At 69.0% G+C, this 22,030-nt stretch carries 21 protein-coding genes; 12 read left to right on the forward strand and 9 right to left on the reverse strand.

Translation table 11 applies throughout. From position 1 onward, the window contains the following. Positions 1–2 precede the first annotated feature (2 nt). A complete protein-coding gene (locus RGU41_RS16815) occupies positions 3–1,598 on the forward strand; it encodes an HNH endonuclease signature motif containing protein (RefSeq protein ID WP_322136892.1) in 1,596 nt (531 codons plus the stop codon). 42 nt (positions 1,599–1,640) lie between these two features. Here RGU41_RS16815 and RGU41_RS16820 read toward each other — a convergent pair whose 3' ends face one another. Continuing rightward, positions 1,641–2,933: an ATP-binding protein gene (locus RGU41_RS16820; RefSeq protein ID WP_322136893.1), complete on the reverse strand. Its 1,293-nt coding sequence runs from the start codon at positions 2,931–2,933 to the stop codon at positions 1,641–1,643. A gap of 90 nt (positions 2,934–3,023) precedes the next feature. Here RGU41_RS16820 and RGU41_RS16825 point away from each other — a divergent pair, with 90 nt between their 5' ends. Next, positions 3,024–3,518, forward strand: coding sequence for a hypothetical protein (locus tag RGU41_RS16825; protein WP_322136894.1), 495 nt, complete (start codon positions 3,024–3,026; stop codon positions 3,516–3,518). Between the two features lie 12 nt (positions 3,519–3,530). On the opposite strand, the gene RGU41_RS16830 is transcribed toward RGU41_RS16825, so the two are convergent. Beyond that, positions 3,531–3,905, reverse strand: a complete 375-nt coding sequence (locus tag RGU41_RS16830; protein ID WP_322136895.1) for a hypothetical protein — start codon at positions 3,903–3,905, stop codon at positions 3,531–3,533. A gap of 300 nt (positions 3,906–4,205) precedes the next feature. Between RGU41_RS16830 and RGU41_RS16835 the strand changes: the two genes are divergently transcribed. The 3 genes from RGU41_RS16835 to RGU41_RS16845 all read left to right on the forward strand — a co-directional run bounded on the left by RGU41_RS16835 (position 4,206) and on the right by RGU41_RS16845 (position 7,462). Beyond that, a complete protein-coding gene (locus RGU41_RS16835; RefSeq protein WP_255454126.1) occupies positions 4,206–4,331 on the forward strand; it encodes a hypothetical protein in 126 nt (41 codons plus the stop codon). Between the two features lie 7 nt (positions 4,332–4,338). Further along, positions 4,339–4,524, forward strand: coding sequence for a hypothetical protein (locus RGU41_RS16840; protein WP_134449240.1), 186 nt, complete (start codon positions 4,339–4,341; stop codon positions 4,522–4,524). A 145-nt stretch (positions 4,525–4,669) separates the two neighbouring features. Continuing rightward, positions 4,670–7,462, forward strand: coding sequence for a putative bifunctional diguanylate cyclase/phosphodiesterase (locus RGU41_RS16845; RefSeq protein WP_322136896.1), 2,793 nt, complete (start codon positions 4,670–4,672; stop codon positions 7,460–7,462). Positions 7,463–7,504: 42 nt separating this feature from the next. Here RGU41_RS16845 and RGU41_RS16850 read toward each other — a convergent pair whose 3' ends face one another. Both RGU41_RS16850 and RGU41_RS16855 read right to left on the reverse strand, forming a co-directional pair. After that, positions 7,505–8,512, reverse strand: a complete 1,008-nt coding sequence (locus tag RGU41_RS16850) for an acyl-CoA thioesterase (protein WP_322136897.1) — start codon at positions 8,510–8,512, stop codon at positions 7,505–7,507. 117 nt (positions 8,513–8,629) lie between these two features. Beyond that, positions 8,630–9,121, reverse strand: a complete 492-nt coding sequence (locus tag RGU41_RS16855) for a heme-degrading domain-containing protein (RefSeq protein WP_134449238.1) — start codon at positions 9,119–9,121, stop codon at positions 8,630–8,632. Positions 9,122–9,267: 146 nt separating this feature from the next. On the opposite strand from RGU41_RS16855, the gene RGU41_RS16860 reads away from it, so the two are divergent. Next, a complete protein-coding gene (locus RGU41_RS16860; RefSeq protein ID WP_134449237.1) occupies positions 9,268–9,486 on the forward strand; it encodes a three-helix bundle dimerization domain-containing protein in 219 nt (72 codons plus the stop codon). 7 nt (positions 9,487–9,493) lie between these two features. Here RGU41_RS16860 and RGU41_RS16865 read toward each other — a convergent pair whose 3' ends face one another. Together RGU41_RS16865 and RGU41_RS16870 are read right to left on the reverse strand one after the other, a co-directional pair. Continuing rightward, the gene (locus RGU41_RS16865) at positions 9,494–10,207 is read right to left on the reverse strand and encodes an IclR family transcriptional regulator (protein ID WP_134562085.1); all 714 of its coding nucleotides are present in this window, start codon (positions 10,205–10,207) and stop codon (positions 9,494–9,496) included. Beyond that, complete coding sequence (locus RGU41_RS16870; protein WP_134562086.1) at positions 10,204–11,727, reverse strand: APC family permease; 1,524 nt, start codon at positions 11,725–11,727, stop codon at positions 10,204–10,206. The genes RGU41_RS16865 and RGU41_RS16870 overlap by 4 nt, the downstream gene beginning before the upstream one ends. Positions 11,728–12,001: 274 nt before the next feature. Between RGU41_RS16870 and RGU41_RS16875 the strand changes: the two genes are divergently transcribed. Genes RGU41_RS16875 through RGU41_RS16885 form a run of 3 tightly spaced genes read left to right on the forward strand, consistent with a single transcriptional unit; the run spans position 12,002 to position 16,166 of the window. After that, entirely contained in the window at positions 12,002–13,486 is a 1,485-nt protein-coding gene (locus RGU41_RS16875; protein ID WP_322136898.1) for an APC family permease, read from the forward strand. 58 nt (positions 13,487–13,544) lie between these two features. Next, positions 13,545–15,608: a primary-amine oxidase gene (locus RGU41_RS16880; RefSeq protein WP_322136899.1), complete on the forward strand. Its 2,064-nt coding sequence runs from the start codon at positions 13,545–13,547 to the stop codon at positions 15,606–15,608. Between the two features lie 18 nt (positions 15,609–15,626). Next, complete coding sequence (locus RGU41_RS16885; RefSeq protein WP_322136900.1) at positions 15,627–16,166, forward strand: hypothetical protein; 540 nt, start codon at positions 15,627–15,629, stop codon at positions 16,164–16,166. A 27-nt stretch (positions 16,167–16,193) separates the two neighbouring features. Here RGU41_RS16885 and RGU41_RS16890 read toward each other — a convergent pair whose 3' ends face one another. Continuing rightward, positions 16,194–16,721, reverse strand: a complete 528-nt coding sequence (locus tag RGU41_RS16890; protein ID WP_134562088.1) for a universal stress protein — start codon at positions 16,719–16,721, stop codon at positions 16,194–16,196. A 121-nt stretch (positions 16,722–16,842) separates the two neighbouring features. Between RGU41_RS16890 and RGU41_RS16895 the strand changes: the two genes are divergently transcribed. The 3 genes from RGU41_RS16895 to RGU41_RS16905 are packed head-to-tail and all read left to right on the forward strand — an operon-like array spanning position 16,843 to position 20,275. After that, a complete protein-coding gene (locus tag RGU41_RS16895; protein ID WP_322136901.1) occupies positions 16,843–17,664 on the forward strand; it encodes a glycosyltransferase in 822 nt (273 codons plus the stop codon). Beyond that, positions 17,646–18,131 (forward strand): GtrA family protein, encoded by a 486-nt coding sequence (locus tag RGU41_RS16900; RefSeq protein WP_322136902.1) that lies wholly within the window; start codon positions 17,646–17,648, stop codon positions 18,129–18,131. Before RGU41_RS16895 ends, RGU41_RS16900 begins: the two co-directional genes overlap by 19 nt. After that, positions 18,128–20,275, forward strand: a complete 2,148-nt coding sequence (locus RGU41_RS16905; RefSeq protein WP_322136903.1) for a glycosyltransferase family 39 protein — start codon at positions 18,128–18,130, stop codon at positions 20,273–20,275. Before RGU41_RS16900 ends, RGU41_RS16905 begins: the two co-directional genes overlap by 4 nt. A 221-nt stretch (positions 20,276–20,496) precedes the next feature. Here the strand turns inward: RGU41_RS16905 and RGU41_RS16910 are convergent, their stop codons facing one another. Continuing rightward, on the reverse strand, positions 20,497–21,165 hold the full coding sequence (locus RGU41_RS16910) for an HAD hydrolase-like protein (RefSeq protein ID WP_241975487.1): 669 nt from the start codon (positions 21,163–21,165) through the stop codon (positions 20,497–20,499). A gap of 144 nt (positions 21,166–21,309) precedes the next feature. Then, positions 21,310–22,005, reverse strand: a complete 696-nt coding sequence (gene nucS / locus RGU41_RS16915) for an endonuclease NucS (RefSeq protein ID WP_134449228.1) — start codon at positions 22,003–22,005, stop codon at positions 21,310–21,312. Positions 22,006–22,030: the final 25 nt, after the last annotated feature.

Genomic DNA, 22,030 nt, shown 5'->3' on the forward strand with positions numbered 1-22,030 from the left:
GCATGACCAACCTCCCGGAGTCGCCCGCTTCGCCCGATCGGCCGCATGGCGGTGCGTCTCCCAGTACGCCCGTCACCGTGCTGGTGCCGGATGCTGTCGCGGCCTTGGGAAGGTCATCAGCTGACTACGACGCGCTCAGCGACGAGCAGGTTCTTGCCGGGCAAGCGTTGATCGCGGATTCCCGGCGGGCGCTGGAGACGTGTGCCGCGTGGATGGCGGCGACCCTCGCCCGCCGTTCCCGGGCTGAACTCGGCGGGAACGGGCTCGCGGCCCGGCACGGGTTCCGGACCCCGGAAGACCTGCTGCAGAGCGTGTCTGGGTCAAGCAAGGGCGATGCTGTCAAGCTCCTCGGGGTGGGCCGGCTGCTGGCCGAGGCCGACGCCGCCCAGAAGGCCGCCCGCGAAGCCGCCGAGGCGCAGAAGTTACTCGACGGGACTCCGCCCCTCAACGAGGCCGCTCCAGACCTGCCGCCGGTCGACCCGCCGGTTCCTGCTGCCGCGGTGCCGCCGTGGCACGCGCCGATCGGCCGGGCCCTGCGCGAGGGCTGGCTCAGCGTCGAGAAGGCGGACTCGCTCCGGAAGGGCCTGGGCGATCTGGACCGGGCGATCACCGCGGAGAAACTCGCGACGGCCCTGGCCCGGCTCCTCGCCGAAGCGCGCACGGTGAACGCTGACCAGCTGTTCAAGCGGGCCCGGCGGGTGCGGGACGTGCTCGATGAGGCCGGCATCGCCGCCCGCGAGAAGGCCGTCTACGACGACCGGTCCCTGCGGTTCTGGCGACTCCACACGGGGCAGGTGCGCATGGTCGGCCTGTTCGCCCCGGAAGACGGCGAGTACCTGATGAGTACCTACGACGCCATCACCAGTCCCCGCCGGGGCGGGGTGCGCTTCGTGGACAAGGAGCAGGCCGCGTGGGCGAAGCGGGTGCAGGACGACCCGCGCACCACCGAACAGCTCACCGCGGACGCGTTCCTGGCCCTGATGAAACTCGGCGTGAAAGCCGACCCGAAACGCATCGCCGGAGGACGAAGCCCCGCCGTCCGCATGATCACCATCCGCCCCACCGGCGCCACACCCACCGATGCCGTGCCAACCGAGGCCCCGTCACCCGCAGCCGACGCTGCGGCGAACCCCGAAACCGCGGCACCCGCGCTCCAACCCGGCGTCATCGAGGGGACTGCGGTGACGGTCGCGGCCGAGACCTTGGAACGGAACCGGTGCGACAGCGGACTCCTCGACGTCACCTTCGACGACCACGGCCACGGCGTCGACCTCGGCCGCGAACAACGCACCTTCAGCCCCTCCCAAAGGGTGGCCCTCGCCCTCCGCGACGGCGGCTGCCGGTGGCCCGGCTGCGACCGGCCACCCTCCTGGACCGAAACCCACCACATCCACCACTGGAAAGACGACACCGGCCAGACCAACCTCCGACCAAGGCATCCTGCTCTGCCGGGCCGACCACCTACGGCTCCACAACGAACACTGGCGCATCACCCGCGACGACACGGGCCAGTACTGGCTCACCCCACCACCCGGACTCGACCCCGACCAGAAACCCGTACTGCTCACCAGCAAGAACGCGATCCTCCGCGACGATGACTGACGAGGTCGGGCGGTATTCGGACCGGTTGCCGGTACCGGTCAGAGCCGGGCGAGCCGCTCGATGTCCTCGAGGAACTCGGCCGTGACCTGCGGCGAGACCGTGGTACGGGTGGCACGGATCGCCGCGAGGTAGTCCTCGGTCCGGGGACCGCTCGGCGCATCCGCTGGGACCTCGTCCGCGGTGAAGAGTGCCCGTTCGAGTGCCTCCTGCGAAGCGCGGCGGGCCGCGTACTCGATATCGGCGGGCGAGAAGCCCTCGCTCGCGGCGACGAGGGCGCGGAAGTCGACCGTGCCGGCGACGAGCGCCGGCACGTAGCCGGCCCAGATGGCCGCGCGCGCCGCGGCATCCGGAAGCCCGATCGGGATGACGTAGTCGAAGCGTCCGTGCCGGAGCAGTGCGGAGTCGAGGGCGCGGATGAAGTTGGTCGCGCAGACCAGGAGGCGCCCCGGCCGCTCACGGAAGGCCGGGATGATCTTGAGCAGCTCGTTGGTGACGCCCTGCAGCGGCGACGGCGGTTCGCCGCCGCGCTGGGCCGCGATCTCCTCGACCTCGTCGATGAAGACCACGGCGTGCTCGAGTTCGGAGATCTTGAGGAAGGTCTCCCGCAGGGCGCCGGCAAGTCCCTTCGGGTCGCCGGCCAGCCGGGAGGGGAAGACCTCGACGAACGGCCACTCGAGACGGGAGGCGATCGCCTTGGCGAAGGTGGTCTTGCCTGTTCCGGGAGGGCCGAAGAGCACGACGGCCTTGGGCGGAACGACCCCGTACTGTTCGGCGAGGTCCGGTTCGGCGAGCGGCATCACGAGCCGGCGCTCGAGGAGTTCCTTCTCGGCGCGCATGCCGCCGACGGCCGCCCAGAGATCGCGCGGCAGGATGCGCCCGCCGAGCTCACCGAGCGCCTTCAGCCCCTCGCGCTGCACCGGGATCTCGCGCTCGAAGTAGCTCAGCTGCTTCTTGACGACGAAGCCGCGGTTGAGGAAGGCGTCGACCCGGCTCTCGGTCTCCGGCATCAGCGCCGAGAGCTTGGTCAGGCCGTGCGGGGCCATCTTCGATTCGAGTGCCGCGAGCATGGCCGTGCCGATGCCCTGGCTTTGCCAGGACTGCGCGGTCGCGAGGAACACGATCCAGCCCTGGGCATGCGCAGCACGGCCGACCGCGGCCCCGATGACCTCGTCGCCGTGCATGGCGACGACGGCGTGGTCCTTCTGGCAGGAGGCGAGCACTTCGGACAGGCCGTAGACCGGTTCGGTCTTGGTCGCGGTGACCTCCTGCCAGAGCCGGAGGATCCCATCGAGGTCGTCAGCGTGGAAATCGCGGATCCGCCAGCCGGTCATGGTGCTCCTTCGCACGGGAATGTCTGTTCCCACAATCTAGGGCACTCGCCCCTTGAGGGCGCGTGAGTGTGCGGCGTAACATTTCGTAACGTGGACGCCACGGTCATCAGCCGGCACGGACCGACGCCGGGCTTCCGGAGCGGGATGACGGAAATGATGAGCATGACAGCGCAGATGATGGACTCTTCGATGGCGATGAAGAGCATGAGCGGCCTCGACATGGCGGCGATGCAGGACATGATCGAGTGTTGCAGCGCGTGCGAGCAGGCCTGTACGGTCTGCGCGGACGACATGATGGCCATGGGCATGACCGGTATGTCGAAGTGCATGAGCATGTGCCTCGACTGCGCCGACATGACCCACACGATGATGCGAATGATGCTGCGCCCTTCCGGCTACGACATGCAGGTCATGATGGCCCAGATGGATGCCTGCATGAAGATGTGCATGGCCTGCGCCGCCGAGTGCATGATGCACGCCGAAATGAGCGAAGAGTGCAAGATGTGCGCGGAGGCCTGCCGTCAGTGCGCGGCCGCGTGCGAGCGGATGATGTCGGCGATGAAGTCCATGATGCCGATGGCGTAAAGCAGAGGTCTCTTAGGACAGGCCGACGAGGTCGGAGAAGCATGACAGCTCGACCGGCGCCAGGAGCACGTTCACGCACTCGGCTCCGATCGCGAGCACATGATAGACGTCGTGCAGTGCGACTGGTTCACCGACGGAGGCCGAGGCGCCGAGGTCTGCGTGGTTCCACACCCACACCGTGGCGTGATCGTCGAGGGTCGTTAACGCGAGCCAGCCCGAGTGGGTGACGGCGGTCACGATCGCGTCGCGCCACTTGCTCGGCGTCGCCGCGGACACGCGCTGCTGGATCAGCGGAAGGGCATGACCTGGTGCACTGCCGGTGCAGGTGTGACCCTGTGAGCAGTCGGGACGCGGGATCTTCCGGAGGGTGGGGTGCTGCTGGGTCATTGTGGTCTCTGTCCCTTCGTGTCGCGGTGTCGATCTCGGTTGTCAGCCAGCCTAGGTCGGCGACCGGCGGATGTCCCGGCATCCGTCATCCAAGGAAACAATGCAGCCCCGCCGTTCAGGCCTCCCTCGATGACCGGATTCCGGTCGGCGGATGTACCATGAATGTGCGATCCCGTCCACCCCTCGTGATGGGTCGGGTTTCCATCCACGGATGCGAAACCGTGTCAATCTCGATCGCTCACACAATGAACCAGGCTCAGCGGCGCGCCGTTCATCAACCGTTTGAGACTGAGAGAACCCATGGCCGACGTGACGAAGAACTCCACCATCCACTACGTGTCCGCCGTGCGCTGGTCGGCGCTCAAGCGCGAGTTCGCTGCCCGCCGCGGTCCGGTCGCGACGACGCGTGACGACGACGAGGACTGAGAACACCGTGTCCGAAGCGCCATCGTCAGGCGAACCCAACGCGGCTTCGCCGGCCAACCAGGTCTCACTGCCGCGCTGGAATGAACTCAAGCGCGAGTACAACCTGCGGCACAAGTCGCTGATGCGGTACTCCGCTCCCGCTGCGGACACCGCGACGACCCCGGCGACGAGCCCGGACGGCACCGCCGGCTGACCGACCGCTGTGCCCTCGCCCGCTGAGCAGCCGGCTCCAGACCGCCTCGTGTGCGGGTCCAGTCGATAGTATGCAACCAGGGGGCGATGATGACACTGGAGCCACGGGAGACGTCGAGCACGACAGTTTCCTTCTCCTCGGCCATGTGCGCGCACACGGCGGAGTGGCTGCCGTTGCCGATGTCCTCGCCAGGGCCGGGGTCACGGAGTCGATCGACTGGCTTGAGGACACAGCAAACTGGGTGAGCTACGACACCAGGATCCGGCTCTTCGAGGCCGCGACGACCGTGCTTGACGACCCGCGCACGATGTACACGGTGGGCTCGACGGTCGTCACCGACGGGCTGCATCCGGTGCTCGTGCAGCTCCTGAGCGCCTTCGCATCACCCGCAGCGGTGTACCGCCAATTGCCGCGGTTCATTCCCAAGTTCACGACCACCTCGACAATGGACTCCGTTTCCGTGCGGGGGACGTCGGCAAGCCTTCGCTACCGGCTGCACGAGGGCTATCGTCCGTCACGTCTCGACTGCCAGTACGCCCAGGGCCTGTTCGCCGCTCTGCCGTCCATGTTCGGGCTCAATACCGCCATCGTGGTCCACCCGGAATGCCAGTGCGACGGATATGAGTGTTGCGTCTACGAAGTGACGTGGTCGACCCGGCGCCGCTGGTGGTCGTTGCGGTCATGGACCCATCCGACCAACAGGTCCCTTGTGCTCTTGCGCGAGAAGGTCAAGGAGGTTCAGCTCGCCGCAGCAGACCTCGTCGGAAGCGACGATGTCGACGACGTTCTCGCCCGCATCGTCGCCCGTGCGTCGTCTGCAGTGCTTGCGCCGGCGTACCTGCTCATCATGACGTCCGACCACGGTGAGCCCGTGCTTCGCTTCCAGGGACTCGATGCCCCCAAGGCGGCCAGGGTCGCCGCGCGGATCCTCCACGGCGACGCCCTCGGCGACCGGGCGGTGATCGTGGACGTGGCCTCCAGCCGGCGCACCTACGGACGCCTTGCCGCACTCTATTCCCTCGGTCACACCGCGATGGAGGGGGACAGGACCCTGCTCGAGGCATACGCCGGCCACGCCGCCTCGGCGCTCGACCTGTTCACGGCCCTCGACGACAGCAGGCGCGAAGAGAGCAGGGCGGCGGCCATGCTGGTGCTCGCCCATGAGCTCGCGACGAGCAATGGCAGCGAGGCCGTCGCCGATGCCGTCGCACTCGCGGTACCGGCGATCGCCGGCTGCGATGCCGCCGCGGTGCTGCTCTGGGACGCCGGCCCCGGCGTGATGCACGCGGTCGCAACCGCCGGGCTCGATATGCCCCAGAGGGAGCGGGTGCTCGCGTCGCCGATCCCCGCCGCGCAGACGCCCGAACTGGCCGAACTCCTCGCCCACCAGCGGCCGGTCCCGCTCTCGGCGACGACCGCGAGCCCGCAACTGGCCGGCCTCCTCGCGGAATGCGGAATGACCACGGCGATCATCGTGCCGCTGCTCGCCGGCGATGTGCTGATGGGCGTCGTCGCCGGCGGGTGGCGTTCGGCTCCTGCCTCGGGCATCTCGCCGAGCACGCTCGCGCGGATCGAGGGCGTCAGCCATCAGGGCGCCATCGCGTTGCAGAACGCCCGGCTCCTCGCCACGGTTCGTCACCAGTCCCTGCACGACCCGCTGACCGGCCTCGCCAACCGGATGCTGTTCGCGAGTGAGCTCGATGCTGCAGTGTCGACGTGCGCGGAGGGCTCGTGCACCGCCGTGATGTTCTGTGACCTGGACAACTTCAAACAGGTCAATGACGTGCTCGGTCACGGCGCCGGCGACGAACTCCTCCGCCAGATCGCGGTTCGGCTCCGCGGGTGCCTGGGTACCGAGGCGACCATCGGACGTCTCGGCGGCGATGAATTCGCGGTCCTCGCCCACGAACTTGCCGGTCACGAACAGGCGGTCCACCTCGCTCATCGCGTCGTCGACAGCCTCAACCGGCCCTTCCATGTCTCCGGCCACGACCTGCGCATCACCGCGAGCATCGGGGTCGCGGTGCACAACGGCCCGGGGGATGGCGGAGAACGGCTGCTCGCCGCCGCGGACACCGCCATGTACGACGCGAAACGGACCGGCCGGAACCAGGTCGCCCTCGCGGACGACAGTAACCGGACCGACCCGGTCTCCTCACTTCACAGCGAGCTCGTCGAGGCACTCGGACGGGCCGAGATGCGGCTGCACTACCAACCCGTCGTCGCGCTTTCCTCCCCTGACCGGGTCGTGGGGGCAGAAGCCCTGATCCGCTGGGACCATCCCCGCCTGGGCCTGCTGGCCCCCGCCGCTTTCCTGCCGCTCGCGGAGGAGACCGGCCTCGTCGCCGACCTGGACCTGTGGGTGCTCAGCGAGGCGCTCGCCGACCTCGCGGCCCTCGGCGACGCCGCTGACCTCGCCGCCATCGGGGAGGCACCGCTGCACGTCGCCGTGAACCTCGCCAGTGCCACCCTCGTCGATCCGCGGCTGATCCCGACCGTGCGCGCTGCCCTCAACCGTAACCGGCTCCGTCCTGAGCGGCTGGTCCTCGAGATCGTCGAGAGCAGGGCCCTCATCGATCTTCCTGGCGTCGTGGAACGCCTCACCGAACTCCGGCGGCTCGGCGTGTGCATTTCGCTCGACGATTTCGGGACCGGGTTCTCGACCCTGGCCTGGCTCAACACCCTGCCCGTCGACCAGATCAAGATCGACAGGACCTTCACCGCGAACCTGCCGGATGCAGCATCCGTCGCCCTGGTCGAGGGGATCATTGCGCTCGCGCAGAAGCTCGACATCGACGTAGTCGCCGAAGGAGTGGAGACCGAGGACCAGCTCGCTGCGCTTCGGGAAGCCGGCTGCGCTTTCGCCCAGGGTTACCTGCTCGGCCGGCCGAAGCCCGCGTTCGTGTCCGTAACGCAGGCGACGGTGAGCCGCGCCTGAGCCCACCGCCATCGGGTATCCCGCAGCAAGAAGCCGGCGGGGTCAGGGCTGTCGCATCATCTCGACGGGTACCGGCGCTAGTTGGGCACGCAGTGTGATCAGGTCACGAGCGTGGGCATCAAGCCGCAGATCCTCGTCGGTGTCGAGGGGCAACGGGGCGACCGCACGCGAGTGGCCATCCGAATCGAGTGTGACGAAGATGCTCATGCACTGCGTGGTGAGCTTGAGGTCCTCCGGCGTGCGCGGGCTGCCGGATCGCACCCGGATGCTGATGTGCATGCTGCTCGGCCCGGTGTGGATCAGCCGTGCATCCACTTCGACGATGTGGCCGATGCGGATCGGCCGGTAGAAGTGGATGCCGCCGGAGTAGACGGCGACAGCCGACTCCGAGCTCCAGCTCGCCGCACAGGCGAATGCGGCCTCGTCGATCCAGCGCATCACCGTGCCACCGTGGGCGTTCCCGCCCCAGTTCGCGGCGGACGGAGCGGCCAGGAAGCGGAAGACCGTACGCGGAGTGGTGCCGACCCCGGTGTATTCCTGGGATCGCATAGTGTTCTGGATGGTGCGGCGCAAGGCGAGCCGGGCCTTGGCGTTCTCCTCGAGTTCACGATCGGCTGCTGAGGTCGCGACCCATTCCGGCACCGGAATGGGCTTCCCGTCTTCGTCGATCGCCACGAAGACGAGGATGCAGTGTGTGGCCGGGGTGAACGTACGTTCGCGCACGTTCGCGGTGTCGACGGCGACGAGCACGTGCATGCTCGTGCGCCCGGTGTGGATCACACGTGCGCGGACCTCCACGAGGCTGCCAGGTGGGATCGGGCGGGTGAAGTGCACGTTGCCGACATAGGCCGTCACCGTGTCCGACGCGCTCCAACCGACCGCGCAGGCGTATGCGGCCTTGTCGATCCACTCGAGCACACTGCCTGCCGCGACAGTGATGCCGTCGGCGGCGGTGTCCTGCGGCACGGCCATGAACCGCAGGGTGATCCGGTCCCTGGAATCAGTGGCGGAGGCCGAGGCATCCTCGGTGTGTTCAGGGCTGCGAATCACGGGCACTCCAGGGGCTCGGCGTCGGGCTTTCAGCCAGAATCCCACAACCGCCGAGGAAGCGGAACCCGAGTGTTCGGATACTGACCGTCTGCCGGTGCGGCGAGCCGTGACCGGGTATCAGCCGCGTGTGACCAGGTGTGCCCTGAGCGCCTCGACGACGAGGTCGTGATCGAGCTGCTGGGCGAGACCGGAGACCCCGACGACGCCCATGAGCGCCCCGCGCACCCGCAGCGGAAAGGCGCCGCCGTGCGCGGCATGCGTTCGCGGGTCAAGCCGGGAGGAGGTGTCGAAGTCGCGGCCCGCCGCGCGGAAACGGGTGCCGACGGCGAGCGAGGAGCTCGCAAACCGTCGCACGACCCGGAACTTGTTCTCGAGCCAGCCGTCGTTGTCCGCGCATGCTCCCGGCAGGGACGCGTGGAAGACCCGCTGGTCCCCGAACATGATCGCGATCGCGATCGGATGGTCCCGTTCGAGTCCGAGTTCCACGAGCAGGGAACCCACCGCCCAGGCGTCCGCGAAACCGAAGGAATCGAACTGGATGCTGCGCTCCTGCTCGAGGAGGAAGTCCAGCAGGCGTTCCTCCGCGGACTGTGTTGGTGCATCGGTCATCTCGAACCTTCCCAGGAAGTGCGGCAGGCGCCGCCCCGGACAGTCTTTCACTTCGGGTCTCCGTACGGGATGGTTCCTGAGCGTGGCGCGGCACGGAGTCGTCCTCCGCGTTTGACCCTGCCGGTCAGCAGGCAGAGACTGAAGGGGTGAATCGAAAAGAGGAAGACCGCGCGGTCGAGCAGATCATTGTGCGACTGGAAAAGAAGTTTCCCAACGAACCGCCGACGAGTATTGAGAAGACCGTGCACGAGCAGCAGCTCGCTCTCGCCCGTAACCCGCTGCGGGACTACATCCCCGTGCTGATCGAGCACGCGGTCAAGGACCGGTTGCGCCGGGCCGCACTGCACCTGCCCGCCGCGGCCTGAACCACCCTCAGGCGAGCAGGGGCGCGAGTTCCCGTGCGCCCATCCTGAGCAGGGCGAGGAATTCCGCAGGGTCGCCGATCCGTGCAGCAGGGGCCGACAGGCAGAGCCCAGCGACGAGCGTTCCCTCCCGGTTCCGGATCGGGATCGCGAGACAGCCGTTCCCCGGCGCCCACGGGCTCGGGAAGTACGCGTAGCCGTCGGTCCGGACCGTTGCGAGCTGCCCGGCCAGGTCCGGGTCCTCGCCGAGTACCCCCGACTCGGCCCCCCGACGTTCTGCGAGCAGCAGCCGGCCCATCGCGCTCGTCTCGAGCGCCCGCGCGCTCCTGACGGACACGCTCGGCGGGTAGTCGGGGTCCGGATCGATCACCCGGACCCCGTCGCTGTCGTAACGCACGAGGTGGATGCCGCCACGGATGCGGGAGCGCAGCCGGTCGACGACCTCGCGCACAGCCTCCGGTGGCTGGGCGGGCGCGACCAGGCGGGCGAGTTCGACGACCTTGCGGCCGAGGGCGAACCCGCGCAGGTCCGGCATCCGCACGAGGTACTCGTCCTGGACCAGCAGGTTGAGCAGCCGGTACGCTGTCGCCTTCGGGAGCCCGAGGCTGTCCGAGATCTCCCGCGCCGTGACCCCCGACCCGCAGCGGGCCACCTCCTCGAGCACCGTCAGGGCGCTCTGGATGGCCTTCGGCTGGCGGGCACCGAGGTGCGCGGCGCCCGTCACGGGCCGGCCCGGCCCGATTCCCGCGCCGCGGCATCCGCCGGGCCCGGCCCGCCGAGGACGTCGCCGGTCACGGGCACGTCATAGACCCCGATGGTGTCCCGAAGCCAGGGGCGCCTCCGCAATCGCAGGCCGCACCAGGCGAGGCCGAGCGCCATCACGCCGAGGAAGACCCAGACCCCGAGCGCCCTGGCCGAGCCGCTCTCGACGGCGAGGTAGGTGACGAGCACGGCGCCCAGCAGCACGGCGGCGAGCACCGCGAACAACACCGGCCAGAAGGTGGCCTCGCCGATCCGCCGGAGGAACACGGGCGCGGCGACGCAGACGAGCAGGTACGCGGTCATGTAGCCGCCAGCGGCCCCGACGATGAGCACCTCCATGGTCTGCCAGATGCTGCCGGACAGCGCGATCGTCGTGAGCAGCACCGCCGTGATCACCGTCATCGCGACGAGTGCAGCGCCGAACGGCGTGCGATAGCGCGGGTGGGTGCGCCCGAACCTGCTCGGCAGCAGGCCCTCCCGGCCCATCGAGAAGAGCACCCGCACGAGCGCGGTCGTCGACGCGATCGCACAGGCCAGGAACGAGGTCGCGATGCTGACGTCGAGGAGCAGGCCGACCGCGTCGATCCCGTATGCGGCGGCGAGATCGTTGACCGGGGACGCGCTCGCCGCGATCGTGCCACCGAGGGCGGAGAACCCGACGAGCTGGCTGAACGAGGCGAGCAGGTAGAGCATCCCCGACCCGAGCACGGTGAACACGATCGCCCGCGGGATGCTCGCGTACGGGCGTTTCGCCTCGACACCGAGGGTTGAGGCGCTCTCAAAGCCGACGAAGGCCGTGAGGGCGAGGGCGGACCCGACCGCGAAGTTGGCGGGGTCGATTCCGCCCGGCGCGAGCTGCGACCAGTCGAGCACCGGCCAGAGTCGCACGAGCAGCGCGACAACGAGCACGACGATGATGAGCACCGAGACCGCCTCGACGAGCAGGGTGATCCTGGTCGAGAGACGGATGCCGCGGGCCAGCACGAGCAGGCACAGTGCCGCCATGACGACGATCAGCAGGCCCGCGACGAGGACGGACCCGGTGAGCGCCGGCCAGAACCTGCCGACCACGATCGTGAGGTAGTATCCGGCGCCGCCGAGCGCGAACATCGAAATGAATCCGTAGCCGACGAGCAGGCCGACGCCGGCGACGAACGCCGCCATCGTGCCGAGCCCGCGGGAGACGAAGGTGTAGATCGACCCGGCAGCGGCGATGCGCCGGGTGAACTGGTTGATCGTCGTCGCGACGAGGAACGCGAGCAGCATCGCGGTCGCGAGCGACCACACCGTCGCGCCGCCGGCGACGACGGCGACGAGGAGCGGGATCGTGGTCGCGGCGGCGGATGGGGCGACGGCGGACACGGACTGCGCGAGCACGTCGAGGAATCCCACGCTGCGCCGGTCGAGGCCATCGACGGGCGAGCGGGTTCCGATGCCGTCGACCGGCTGCGGATCGTTGATGGCCCTGGCCAGTGCGGTCATCGGTCCGGCCTCGTTCTTTCTCGTTCACAAGCTCACGGTCGGGGGCGGCGGTGCGGAGCCTCAGGCTAACCATCCGGCGTTGCGGCCGCGCTTCGGGAGTGTTTCGGTCGCGTGACCGCCGAGTGGGACAACGGGCGGCCCGTGTCTCATTCGGGCCGCCCGGACGTTTACCCCGGCGAGACCGGTCGGCAACAGGGGTCCGACAGGCTGGCCGCAGACCTTCCGCACCGCCTCCCCGACTTTCCCTGACGAACCCGCTCGAGCTGGAGATGACATGACCCTCACGAAAGATCCAACGGCATCCGTTGGCACACTGCCCGCCGAACGTTCCCTGACCGGTTCCCTCGGCGTCACGTCGATCGTGCTGATGGTCGTGGCCGCCGCAGCGCCGCTCACCGTCATCGGCGGCTCGGCTCCGCTCGGCATCCTGCTCGGCAACGGGGTCGGATTCCCCTCGATGTTCGCCATCGCGGCGATCGTCCTGCTCTTCTTCTCCGTCGGCCTCGCCGCGATGACCAAGCACGTGCCGAAGCCCGGCGCGTTCTTCACCTTCGTGAACTACGGGCTCGGCAAGCCGGCCGGCCTCGCGACGGCCTTCCTCGCGCTTCTCACATACACGACCATCCAGGTCTCGGTCTACGGGTACGTCGGCTACATCCTGAGCGTCACGCTCACGGGCCTCGGCGCACCTGACCTGCCCTGGTATCTCTACTCGCTCGCGGCCGTCGCCCTCGTGGGGTTCCTCGGCTACCGGCACATCGACCTGAGCTCGAAGGTGCTCGGGGTGCTCCTGCTCGGCGAGGTCGGCGTCGTGCTCGCGCTCGTCGTCGCGGTGGTCGTCAACGGCGGCCCTGAGGGCCTCTCGATGGCGCCCTTCGAACCGAACAACGTGCTCACCGGCTCCCCGGCGATCGGCCTGATGTTCGCGATCGCCGCCTTCATCGGCTTCGAGTCCACCGCGATCTTCCGTGACGAGGCGAAGGACCCCGGCCGCACCATCCCGCGGGCCACCTACGTCGCCGTGATCGGCATCGGCGTCTTCTACACGCTCGCGTCCTGGGCGCTCGTGATGGCGTGGGGACCGAGCGGCGTCGTCGCCCAGGCCGCGGAGAACCCGGGCGCGATGATCCTGATCACGACCCTCGCCTACCTCGGACCGATCGGGCAGGTCGTGATGAACGTGCTGCTCATCACGAGCATGTTCGCGTGCGTGCTGTCCTTCCACAACGTGATCACCCGCTACCAGCACTCGATGTCCAACGCCCGGGTCCTTCCCGACTTCCTCGGCCGGGTGCACACGAAGCACTCCGCACCCCACCTCTCCTCGATCGTGCAGACCGCGACAGCCGCGATCCTGACGATCCTGTTCGCGGTGCTCGGCCTCGACCCGGTGCTCCAGGTCTTCACCTGGTTCTCCGGCGTCGCGACCCTCGCGATCGCCGTCCTGATGGCCGTCACGAGCGTCGCGGTCGTCGTCTACTTCGCCCGCACCAGGAAGGACAGGCGACTCTGGAACACGGTGATCGCCCCGGTGCTCGGCCTCCTCGGACTGCTCGGCGCCGCGGTGCTCATCGCCACGAACTTCCCCTTCCTCGTCGGTGACGTCGACGCCGACGGTGCCCCCGTGTTCGGCGTCGTGAGCGCGGTCCTGCTCGGCCTCGTCGTGCTCTTCCCGCTCGGCGGACTCGTGCAGGCGCTCATCCTCAAGCGCACCAACCGGGTCGCATACGACCAGATCACGGATGCCATAGGCGGGTGACCCGCTGACCCCGCCCGCAGCATCCGCTCACCTCTCACCACCCTTCGACTGGAGAACCATGACCATCACCGATCTCGACACCCCGCACGGCCACCACGAACACGGCGGCCACGATCACGACCACGGCCAGCACGACGCCGGGACCGTGCCGAGCCACCCGGTCGGCAGCCTCACCGCCGCAGAGTTCGAGACCGTGCGCGACGTCGTCACGGCGGGCGCCGACTGGAACGCGACCACCCGCTTCGCCTATGTCGGGCTGTGGGAACCGCACAAGCGTGAGGTCCTCGCCTGGCAGGATGGCACCGGGCCGCTTCCCGACCGGCAGGCCCGGGTGATGCTTCTCGACATGGAGACCGGCCGGTCGACGGACAACATCGTCTCCATCCCCGGTCGCGCAGTGCTCACGACGAGCGTGCTCGACGGGTCGGCCGGCCAGCTGCCCGTGCTGCTCGCCGAGTTCGACGCGATCGCCGGGATCGTCGCCGAGGACCCGCGCTGGGTCGCCGCACTCGCCGCGCGGGGCACCACGATCGACGAGGTCGTTGTCGTGCCGCTCTCTGCCGGGCACTACGACTACCCGGAAGAGGTCGGCCGCCGGATCGTCCGGGTGCTCGCGTTCCGCCAGGACTACCCGGAGGACCACCCCTGGGCGCACCCGGTCGACGGGCTCTCCGCCTACGTCGACACCGCCTCCCGCACCATCACGCGCCTCATCGACGTCGGCACCCTCGACATCCCGGCGGAGAGCGGCAACTTCGACGACCCGGCCGTGCAGGGCGCCCCGCTCACGACCCTCAAGCCGATCGTGATCTCCCAGCCGGAAGGACCGAGCTTCACGGTCGACGGCGAGTGGGTGAGCTGGGCGAACTGGAAGTTCCAGGTCGGCTTCGATACCCGCGAGGGCCTCGTGCTGCGCCAGCTCTCCTTCACGGACGCGGGGGAGGAGCGCCCGGTCATCTACCGGGCCTCGATCAACGAGATGCTCGTGCCATACGGGGACCCGTCCCCGGTGCGGTTCTGGCAGAACTATTTCGATACCGGAGAGTACCTCTTCGGCCGGTTCGCCAACTCCCTCGCGCTCGGCTGCGACTGCGTCGGCGAGATCAAGTACTTCGACGCCGTCCTCGCCGACGAACTCGGCAACCCGTTCACGATCAAGAACGGCATCTGCATGCACGAGGAGGACGTCGGAACGCTCTGGAAGCACGGCGACATGTTCACCGGCTCCAACGAGGTGCGCCGGCAGCGGCGACTCGTGATCAGTTTCTTCACCACCGTCGGCAACTACGACTACGGGTTCTACTGGTACCTGTCGCTCGACGGCACCATCGAGTGCGAGGCCAAGCTCACCGGCATCCTCTTCACATCGGCATACCCGGGGATCGGGGAGCCTATCGGAGAGACCGCGATCGAGGGAGACTACGCGTATGCCAGCGAGGTCGCTCCCGGGCTCGGCGCCCCGTACCACCAGCACCTCTTCAGCGCGCGGCTCGACATGATGGTCGACGGGCTGTCCAACGCCGTCGACGAGATCGACGGCGTGCGCTTGCCGATGGGGCCGGGCAACCCGCACGGCAACGCCTTCACCAAGAAGACGACCCGGCTCACGAGTGAGGCGGGCTCCGGGCGGGTCGCCGACGCATCCGTCGCCAGGGCCTGGCACATCGTCAACACCGAGAAGACCAACCGGCTCGGGCGCCCGACCGGCTATGTTCTGCAGCCGGAGCAGTCTCCGACGCTGATGGCCGACCCGGGGTCTTCGATCGCGAAGCGCGCCGAGTTCGCAACGAAGCACCTCTTCGTGACCCAGTACGACCCGGCGGAGCAGTTCGCGGCCGGTGACTTCGTGCACCAGAACCCGGGCGGGGACGGCATCACGAAGTACATCGCGGGCGACAGGTCGATCGACGGCGAGGACATCGTGCTCTGGCACACCTTCGGGCCGACGCACTTCCCCCGGATCGAGGACTGGCCGGTGATGCCGGTCGACTACGCGAAGTTCACGCTCAAGCCATACGGCTTCTTCGGTGCGAACCCCGCGATGAACGTGCCGGCAAACGAACCGGTGTCGCACTGCTCGCACGGCCACGACGGCGCGGCGCACGAGCACACGCACCACTAGGACGAGAGGAGAGCGCTGGTGACCTGGGCACTGCACGGAATCATGATCGGCGGCGCGTCGCTCAACCTCTGCTGCGTGCTCGGCAGCCGGCGCTCCCGGTCGGGCCTCGCGGTCGTCTCCACCCTCGTGATGCTCGCGGCGATGACGGATTCCGCCTTCGGTGTCTTCGGCCTCGGGCCCTTGCCGTGGGCGGCGATCCTGATCGCCTGGGGACTGACCTGTTCGGCGCTGCTCCGCCGCCGTACCGCCACGGGCGCGCCTCAGAATGCGACACCTCACGGAGGTGCGGGGCAGACGATGCTGCTGCACCACCCGCTCGGCCTCGTGGTCACCGCCGGCCAGCTGATGGCGCACACGGTGATGTCCCCGGGCGCCGCCGCCGCGGGGCACACCCACTCGGACTCGCTCCTGCTGCCCCTGGTCTGCGTGGCAGGCGGGGCGTTCGTGGTGTGGTCCCTCGTGCTGCTCGTGACCGAGAGCCGCACCCGGCTCGAACGCGGCAACCTCCTCGGGATGTCGGCCATGACGGCGGCGATGGCCGTGATGCCCTTCGCCTGAGCCGCTACGCAGGACTCCCGGTGGGAATCAGGCGGGCTCCCACGGCAGGCGCTGTTCGAAGGGGACCGGCGCGAGCGGGATCATCACGACCGGCCGGTGCTGGCGATGCGCGAGGCGCACCGCGATCGAACCGCTGAAGAAGGCCTGAAGTCCCGCTCGAACGCTCGACTCCCGGGTACCCACGACGATCATGGCGGCGCCGAGGGTGTCGGCGAGTGTGCCGATCGCGAGGGCGGGGTCCCCGGCGAGTGCCCGGGTGCTCCACGCGACCGGGCGGCCTTCGAGCGCAGCCGTGAGCCGTGCGGCGAGCCGGGGAGGAAGAGCCTCGTCGGCGAGGTCCACGACATCGGGATCGAAGGAGAGCGAGGTCACGCTGCCGTCCGGGTGTTCCTCGATCACGTAGCGTCCGGTGTCGACCCACGCGCAGACGAGCTCCGCACCGAAGTGCTCCGCGAAGACGGCGGCCTGCTGCACGACGGCATCCGGCTGGCCGGTGTCGACCCCGACGACGATCCTCGCGGTCTGCCGGCGATCATTCGGCTGTGCGGTGGTCACGGGGCCTCCTTCGACCCCACCCTAGCCCTGTCGGGCAGCACAGGCACCTCACAGGTCTTCCTTTCCGCACTCATAACGCGGCCAGTGCTCCGGCATAGGCTCTGGGCGGAGAGTGGCCACCATGACCCGATCAGCAGCTCTCGCCCTCGACGTCGTCGTGCCCGTGTACAACGAACAGCAGACCCTCGCGCGCAGCATCCGTGTGCTGCACGCGTACCTGACCGACCAGTTCGAGGAACCCTGGCGCATCACCATTGCGAACAACGCCAGCACCGACAACACCGCCGCGATCGCCGACTCGCTCACGGCCGAACTGCCGGGCGTCCACGCCGTGCACCTCGTCGAGAAGGGCAGGGGCCGGGCGCTCAAGCGGGTCTGGCTGGCCTCGCCCGCCGCAGTCGTCGCATACGTCGACGTGGACCTCTCCACCGACCTCCGCGCGCTCCCGCCGCTCGTCGCCCCGCTGCTCTCCGGCCACTCCGATGTCGCCATCGGCAGCCGGCTGTCGCGCGGGTCCCGCGTCACCCGCGGCGGCAAGCGCGAGTTCATCTCCCGAAGCTACAATGCCCTCGTCCGCACGACGATGGGCGTCGAATTCAGCGACGCCCAGTGCGGCTTCAAGGCGATGCGCCGTGACGTCGCCCAGCGGGTGCTCCCCTCGTGGAGGACAACGGCTGGTTCTTCGACACCGAGATGCTCATCATCGCCGAGCGCGCCGGGCTCCGGATCCACGAGGTGCCCGTCGACTGGATCGACGACCCTGACAGCCGGGTCGACGTCGTCGGTACCGCCGCCGACGACCTCAAGGGCCTGGTCCGGGTGGCGCACTCGCTCGTCACCGGCAGGATCCCCGTCGACGAGATCTACGCCGAGCTCGGCCGACCGCCGTTCGAACCGCCGACCCCGCCGACCTTTCTCGGCCAGGTGCTTCGGTTCGGCGTGATCGGCGTGCTGTCGACCATCGCGTTCGCGCTGCTCTACCTCGTGCTCCAGTACGTGATGCCGGCCCAGCTGGCCAATTTCCTGTCCCTGCTCATCACCGCGATCGCGAACACCTGGGCCAACCGACGCCTCACCTTCGGCGTGCGCGGGCGGCGAGGCGCGGTCAAGCACCAGGCGCAGGGCCTTGTGATCTTCGGCCTGGCCTGGCTCGTCACGAGCGGATCCCTCCTCGTGCTGCACCTTGTCCGAGCGGATGCCGGGCCCCAGGCCGAGATCATCGTGCTCACGGCGGCCAATCTCCTCGCGACCGTGATGCGGTTCGTGCTGCTGCGGCTCTGGGTCTTCCGGAGCCAGCGGACGCCGGCCCCGACCAGGACGGAACCACGCACCTCCCGCGACGAAGTGACCTCCCGCGACGAGCCCTCCCGGAGGGACGCTCCCGCCAGACAGGAAGTGACCAGTTCATGACGACCCAGGTTTCCCCGCGCCCCTCCGTCTCTCCGCTCGACGCCCGCTTCGGCGCCCGCTTCGTGACCCGCCTCGCGGCCCTGCCGCGCACCCTCGTGCGGGGCAGGGCCGGCTCCGCGCGCTGGGAACGGCCGGCCCTGCTGGGTCTCCTGCTCGCGACAGCGGTGCTCTACATCTGGGACCTCGGCGCGAGCGGCTGGGCCAACTCGTTCTACTCCGCCGCTGTGCAGGCCGGCTCGGTCGACTGGACCGCGTTCTTCTACGGGTCCTCCGACGCCGCCAACGCGATCACCGTCGACAAGCCGCCGGCGAGCCTGTGGCTGATGGCGCTCTCCGTGCGCCTGTTCGGACTCAGTTCGTGGAGCATCCTCGTGCCGGAGGCCCTGATGGGCGTCGCATCGGTCGCCGTGCTCTTCGCCACCGTGCGCCGCCGCTTCTCGGCAGGCACCGCCCTGCTCGCCGGCGCCGTGCTCGCCGTGACCCCCGTCGCCGCGCTGATGTTCCGGTTCAACAATCCGGATGCCCTGCTCGTTCTCCTCCTCAGCCTCGCCACCTACTTCACCCTGCGCGGTATCGAGACCGGCGCCCTGAAATGGGTGCTCTGGGCGGGAGCGATGGTGGGCTTCGGATTCCTGACCAAGCAGCTGCAGGCATTCCTGATCCTGCCTTCGCTCGCGGGCGTCTACCTGTACGCGGCGCCGCACCGGTTCCGCACCCGCCTCTGGCACTCGTTCGCGGCCCTCGGCGCCGTGATCGTCTCGGCAGGCTGGTGGGTCGCCATCGTCGAACTCGTCCCGGCGAACTGGCGTCCGTACATCGGTGGCTCGCAGACGAACAGCTTCCTCGAGCTGACGTTCGGGTACAACGGATTCGGCCGGCTCACCGGGAGCGAGACCGGGAGCGTCACGGGAGGCGCCGGCGGCACGGGTGCGGTGACGGGCGGCATGTGGGGTGAGACCGGGATCTTCCGGCTCTTCCTCGGCGAATTCGGCGGCCAGATCACCTGGCTGTTGCCCGCCGCGCTGGTGTTGTGCATCGCGGCGCTCGTCGTGCTCCGCCGCGCCCCGCGGATCTCGCTCCGCCGGGCCACGCTCCTCCTCTTCGCCGGGTACCTGATCCTGACCGCGCTGGCCTTCAGCTTCATGGCCGGGATCTTCCACGCCTATTACACGGTCGCCCTCGCGCCCGCGCTCGCCGGAACTTTCGCGATCGGCGCGAGCCTCGTCTGGATGAAACGCACGGCGCTCTGGGCCCGGATCACGGCGGCCGTCGCGATGCTCGCGACGAGCGCCTGGGCGTGGGTGCTGCTCGACCGCGCCACCGACTGGCTGCCGTGGCTGAAGTTCGTCGTCGCCGCGCTCGGCCTGGTCGCCGCCGGACTGCTGATGGCGCCGCCGCGGGCGGCCTGGCTCAGGAGGCTGCCGGGGAAGTGGTGGGGCAGGGCTACGGTCGCGATCGCCCTCACCGGCGCACTGCTGGCACCCGTTGCCTACACGCTCGAGACCGTGTCGACGGCCCACACCGGGTCGATCGTCACGGCCGGCCCGACCGTTTCCGGCGGCATGGGCGGGATGGGCGGCGGTGGAATGCCCGGCGGACGGGCCGGGTTCCCCGGCGGCAACGCCGGCGGATTCGCCGGGGGCGGCACTCCGCCGGCCGGCCCGACTGGCGGGAACGGCACCGTCCCGAACGGCACCGTCCCGAACGGCACCGTCCCGAACGGCACGACAGGGACGCTGCCGACCGGAGGGCGCCCCGGCGGTGCCGGAGGATTCATGGGATCAGCGAGCGTCAGTGCAAGCCTCGCCGCGCTGCTCTCTGTGAATTCCGGCAGCTACACCTGGATCGCCGCGGCGATCGGGTCGGACTCGGCCGCCGGCTACCAGCTCGCGACCCAACTGCCGGTGATGGCGATCGGCGGCTTCAACGGGAGCGACCCCGCCCCCACCCTCGCCGAGTTCCAGGCCGATGTGGCAGCGGGGAAGATCCACTACTTCATCGGTGGAACGACCGGCCAGGCCAACGGCGGATCGAGTGCCTCGAGCGAGATCGCCGCCTGGGTCGCGGAGAACTTCACCGCCCAGACCGTCGACAGCGTCACGCTCTACGACCTGTCTGCGGGTGCAACGGCGGCGAGCTCGTAGCGGGCGGACGGGCGAACGCCCGCAGCTACGGAAGGGACCGGGCCGCCGCAGTGGGTCCCGTCAGCGCCACGGCTCCACTCCAGGGATGATCTGCTGCATCCGTGGCTGAGTCGTATTCATGGCGACAGGGTCGCAGGGACCACCGACATTCGGTCGGAGAACACGATCGCTGCGGATGCCGGAGCGGAGCGTCGGGCGCGCGCCGCGGCATCCGCTGCGGGTCAGCCGAGGAGGAGCTTGGCGAGCTGGTCGACGGAGTAGACGGTCGCGGTCGCTGCGGCGGCCTCTGCGGGAGAGCCGTAGCCCCACTCGACGAGGATCGTCGGCACGCCGTGGGCTGCGGCGCCCTCCGCGTCGTAGCTGCGGTCGCCGACCATGACGGGGGTGCTGAGGCTCGTGCCGACGGCGGCGAGGCGGTTCAGGGCCTCTTCGACGATGTCGGCCTTGGCGCTGCGGGTCTCCGCGTCACTCGCCCCGACGATGACCGTGAAGAACCGGGCCAGGTCGAAGTGCTCGAGGATCGTGATCGCGGCGTGCTCCGGCTTGCTCGTGGCGAGGGCGAGGGGGATTCCGGCCTCGTGCACGCGCTGGAGCAGGCCGGCGACGCCCGGGTAGACGGCGGTGTCGAGCATGGCTTCGCCGTGATAGTCGGCGCGGTAGACCGCGACGGCCTCAGTGGCCTCCTCTGCCGTCATGCCGGCGTACTCACGGAAGGCGGCGAAGAGGGGCGGGCCGACATAGGCGAGCAACTCGGCGTCGGTCGGAACCGGTCGGCCGAGAAGGGCGAAGGTCCGGGCGAGGGAGTTGGTGATGGCCGGGGCGGAATCGGTGATGGTTCCGTCGAGGTCAAAAAGTATTGCACTCCAGGTGCGAGTCAAAGTCGAATTCACTCGCTAATCCTAGAGGCCAGAGGCCCGATTTCCCACGAAATGGGTAATTTTATACTTTATGCCGGAATCCGATGGGCTGCTACTCCTGCCTTCATGAGAGCGCTCCCTCGAAAGAAAACGCCCGTCAGGGCCCTCCCGGGCAGGTCAGAACAGGCGGGATTGCGTGTCGTCGAGGCCGCGCATCGCGTCGTAGTCGAGCACGAGGCAGCGGATGCCGCGATCCTCTGCGAGCATCCGGGCCTGCGGCTTGATGACCTGTGCGGCGAAAACCCCGGCCACCGGGGCCAGGTGCGGGTCGCGGTTCATCAGCTCGAGGTACCTGGTGAGCTGCTCGACCCCGTCGATGTCGCCGCGGCGCTTGAGCTCGACCGCGACCGAGTGGCCGGCGGCGTCCCTGGCGAGGATGTCGACAGGGCCGATCGCCGTCATGTACTCGCGGCGGACGAGGGTGTGGCCGTCCCCGAGAAGATGGATGTGCTCGGCCAGCAGCTTCTGCAGGTGCGCCTCGACGCCGTCCTTGATCAGGCCGGGGTCGATGCCGAGTTCGTGGGCGGAGTCGTGCAGGACCTCGTGGATGCTGACGATGAGCTGGTCTGCGGTCTTCGCGTGGGTGACGGTCCAGACCTGGGTGATGCCGGCATCCGTCTGTTCGTCATCGGGGACCTGCTCGACGAGGGAGCACGGCGGGCTCATCCAGTTGAGCGGCTTGTAGGAGCCGCCGTCGGAGTGCACGAGCACGCTGCCGTCCGACTTGAGCAGGAGGAGGCGGGTGGCGAGCGGCAGGTGTGCGTTCAGCCTTCCGGCATAGTCGACGGAGCAGTTGGCAATTACGAGGCGCACGCATCGAGCTTAACCGGTCTGAAGC

Source organism: Cryobacterium sp. 10C3 (assembly GCF_034314285.1).
Classification (GTDB): domain Bacteria; phylum Actinomycetota; class Actinomycetes; order Actinomycetales; family Microbacteriaceae; genus Cryobacterium; species Cryobacterium glucosi.

Bases quoted from the DNA above. Each gene is read 5' to 3' on its own strand.
- RGU41_RS16835 (WP_255454126.1), top strand. From the start codon at position 4,206: ATGGCCGACGTGACGAAGAACTCCACCATCCACTACGTGTCCGCCGTG.
- RGU41_RS16815 (WP_322136892.1), top strand. From the start codon at position 3: ATGACCAACCTCCCGGAGTCGCCCGCTTCGCCCGATCGGCCGCATGGC.
- RGU41_RS16820 (WP_322136893.1), bottom strand. From the start codon at position 2,933: ATGACCGGCTGGCGGATCCGCGATTTCCACGCTGACGACCTCGATGGG.
- RGU41_RS16880 (WP_322136899.1), top strand. From the start codon at position 13,545: ATGACCATCACCGATCTCGACACCCCGCACGGCCACCACGAACACGGC.
- RGU41_RS16895 (WP_322136901.1), top strand. From the start codon at position 16,843: ATGACCCGATCAGCAGCTCTCGCCCTCGACGTCGTCGTGCCCGTGTAC.
- RGU41_RS16875 (WP_322136898.1), top strand. From the start codon at position 12,002: ATGACCCTCACGAAAGATCCAACGGCATCCGTTGGCACACTGCCCGCC.
- RGU41_RS16855 (WP_134449238.1), bottom strand. From the start codon at position 9,121: ATGACCGATGCACCAACACAGTCCGCGGAGGAACGCCTGCTGGACTTC.
- RGU41_RS16830 (WP_322136895.1), bottom strand. From the start codon at position 3,905: ATGACCCAGCAGCACCCCACCCTCCGGAAGATCCCGCGTCCCGACTGC.
- RGU41_RS16870 (WP_134562086.1), bottom strand. From the start codon at position 11,727: ATGACCGCACTGGCCAGGGCCATCAACGATCCGCAGCCGGTCGACGGC.
- RGU41_RS16905 (WP_322136903.1), top strand. From the start codon at position 18,128: ATGACGACCCAGGTTTCCCCGCGCCCCTCCGTCTCTCCGCTCGACGCC.